The following is a 2,857-nucleotide window of genomic DNA, read 5'->3' as shown; positions in this document are numbered from 1 at the left end:
TGGATGTTTGAGTGGTTTATCCGACACACTACCTTTGATTTCGCTACTCTCCAGATGTACGGAGTTTTTTCAAAAATCAAATAGGAGTCCTATAGCTGTATTTCTTTTAGTATTAGCGATTTGAGCGGGAATCATTCAACTGTAAATTTTATCGGAGGACGGCGTTCCTCTACGGCAACATCGCTGAGGTGATGTCATAGGAGTCTCTGCGCCATATTTTAGATGGGAATTAAAAATCTGTTTACCATACTCAGTACTGAGTGCTGAGTAAGAAGAGTACTCAGTACTTTTGCACTATGGTAAAAGCCCTGCCCCTTGTGGAGCCACTTGCTCTACTTGGCTTGTAGCCAAGTAGAGCAAGTGGCGTGGCGGAATCTTTGTATTCCTGAGTTGGTTGATACCCCGCCCCTTGTGGGCGGTCTTTTAACTCAGCACTGGGAACTCGGAACTCAGCACTCTTCATTGCTGGTGGCGTAGTTATGTGGCCGCTATTGGTATTTTCTATATTGGCGGTGGCGTTAATTATTGAATGTGTTAAGTTTTGGGTGAGAGTCAATAGCCGTCAAAGTCGTGTAATTAGAGAGGTATTAAAACTTTATCAGTTAGAGAATGTAGTGGCTGCAATAGATAGACTCCGACAAAATGTTGATTTACCCCTCGTACGGTTTTTTTAGCAGCGTTGAAATTAGAAGAACCAACTCCAGAAGAATTTCGTTTAGCTTTACCAAAAAATGAGCAAAATTTCAGTAGACTGAAAAGTTCTGCGATCGCAATCCTACAATCCTAAAGATGCACATTTTGTTTAAAAAACATAGACGATTTGGCATTGTACAAACAACAGATGATATCTATTTATTAAAATTTAAAACTCCTCATTCTCTCTGTGCCTCTGCGTCTCTGCATTAGATAAATTCATATTCTCAATCAGCACTGTTTCGGTAACGCCGGATTTTGGTGCAGCCTGGATTAACATTGCCGCCACTTTTTTCGCCTGTGAAGCGGTTGACCAACTTCCTTCCATCATGGCAACCACGATCGCACCTTGCACCAACAGAAGCAGTTGTCGCGCTAACTGTTCTGGTGATAAAACTTCTGCGGCTTGAGCTAGGCTCTTGATGTAGTGGTAGATCGATTGTTGATGCTCCAATGCCACTCGATGTCCAGGATGGTCAGCATTGGCTAGTTCCACTGAAGCATTAATGAATGCACAACCTCGAAAATCTGGCCCCTCAAACCATTCCCGTAACGCATCAAATATTGCCAATAGTTGTTGGGATGGGTTAGAAGCTCGTTGCTCAATCGTGGTTTTGAGCCATTCGCACCATTCTTGATCCTGTTGTCGCAGCCACGCTTCAATCAAGGCATCTTTTGACTTGAAATGATTGTAGAGCGACATTTTAGCAACACCAGATTCCGCAACAATTCTGTCAATGCCAACGTTGCGAATTCCTTCTCGATAAAACAAGCCCGATGCTGTACTTAGGATGCGATCGTGAACAGATTTACGGGTTGTTTTCGGTTTAGTCATTTAGATCGCATCCTTGAATAAATTGTAACTTTTAAATACTTCATCAATAATACTGACAAAGATTTTCCCAATTTAAAGATTGGTTAAACTTCAAGCTAAACTAGCTTTTTATAGTGAGCTATTGTATACACTGTAACTATCAAAACAAGTGTGTCATTATACTCAGGTTTTAAAATATAGGACTCTGATTTGATTTTTGAAAACATACTAAGATTGAAAAGCCAATTTTATCTAAAATATTGTTCAAAAATCAGATAGGAGTCTTATATTTTTTAACTCTCTGCGACAATGTATATCAGCAGCAGAAAATAACAATAATTAAAAAAACACTCTTAACTATTATTCGATTCGTTTTAAACACCAGGTTATTTCATCCATCTGGATGTTGAATTAAGTTTGTTTTATCCAGTTGCTTAAATCGCAAATACTGTTATTTATCGATTGCTTGTTCTATTTTTTCATTCGCCAAAGCTTCGATTCTTTCTGAGGACTTAAGAAAAAACTATCTGTAAAGAATAAACGGTTTTTCCCAAAAGTGATTGATGAACTGCAAGCAGACCAAAGTCCCCCCGAACTCCAGAACTGCTACAGATCAGGTACTTCCACAATCCTCCAGAAACTTGTGGAGTAAGACCATCAGTTCATCAAACAATTGGTTAACTTATGGGATTTGGTTTCATCACTACAGCGCAAGTGCTTGGAGATCCTTTGTGCGTGAAGTGGTTTAGATTCCCTATAAATCAAGAATATCATACATCTGGCCGATTTACTTGCGCTGACCAATTAATTTACAAACAGTATTCGTGGTTACAATTAGTCATCACGGCAGTTCTTCCTGGGGGAAACCCGCAAGACCAGACTGCCTTAGCTAGAGAGCTTCAAAGCCGATAATTGCGTTATTCTGTTGTTTAGAGTTGAGCAAATATCGCCGATTCATCCAAGTGGAACATCGATAAATAAGATATAAACTCAATTATTTATCTCTGGATTTATAGTTAGAATGGTCTGTCTATTTACATTGCTAAACCTATGATATATATATGAATAGCCATGCTTTTGAATCTAGACAGAACTGTCTATTTATTAATGGATTCATCGCGATTTATTCAATATTAATTTTTGCTATTGTTATCAGAGTTACTATTATTAATTAAAAAGATTGATAGGATTTTGAAATCAAGGAAGTCAAAGAAGTTCTCTTCGGAGAATACAAATATTCAAGCAGATTTCTTGATATCAGCTATTGCACAAGGAGCAATCAGCCATGCCAATGAAGTTGTTTAAGTGCGACGAATCCATTCCCGAACGGGAGAAGCACATATATATTAA

2 protein-coding genes and 1 pseudogene are annotated in these 2,857 nt (G+C 38.6%); 1 reads left to right on the top strand and 2 read right to left on the bottom strand.

Annotated elements, in window-relative coordinates; all coding sequences use genetic code 11:
- Positions 1–280 precede the first annotated feature (280 nt).
- Positions 281–556 (bottom strand): hypothetical protein, encoded by a 276-nt coding sequence (locus tag V7K30_RS04175; RefSeq protein WP_334997403.1) that lies wholly within the window; start codon positions 554–556, stop codon positions 281–283.
- Between V7K30_RS04175 and V7K30_RS04170 the strand changes: the two are divergent.
- Positions 480–739 (top strand): annotated as a pseudogene (locus V7K30_RS04170) (MotA/TolQ/ExbB proton channel family protein); the annotation flags it as partial. The gene V7K30_RS04175 and the pseudogene V7K30_RS04170 sit on opposite strands and share 77 nt — an antisense overlap.
- A 123-nt stretch (positions 740–862) precedes the next feature.
- Here V7K30_RS04170 and V7K30_RS04165 read toward each other — a convergent pair.
- Positions 863–1,528 carry a TetR/AcrR family transcriptional regulator gene (locus tag V7K30_RS04165; protein ID WP_334997401.1) on the bottom strand — a complete coding sequence of 222 codons (666 nt, stop codon included), beginning with the start codon at positions 1,526–1,528 and terminating at the stop codon, positions 863–865.
- Positions 1,529–2,857 lie beyond the last annotated feature (1,329 nt).

The organism is Nostoc sp., from assembly GCF_036917655.1.
Taxonomy (GTDB): Bacteria; Cyanobacteriota; Cyanobacteriia; order Cyanobacteriales; family Nostocaceae; genus Nostoc.
The sequence above is the reverse complement of the archived record's forward strand: the minus strand, read 5'-3'. Positions and strand labels throughout refer to the sequence as shown.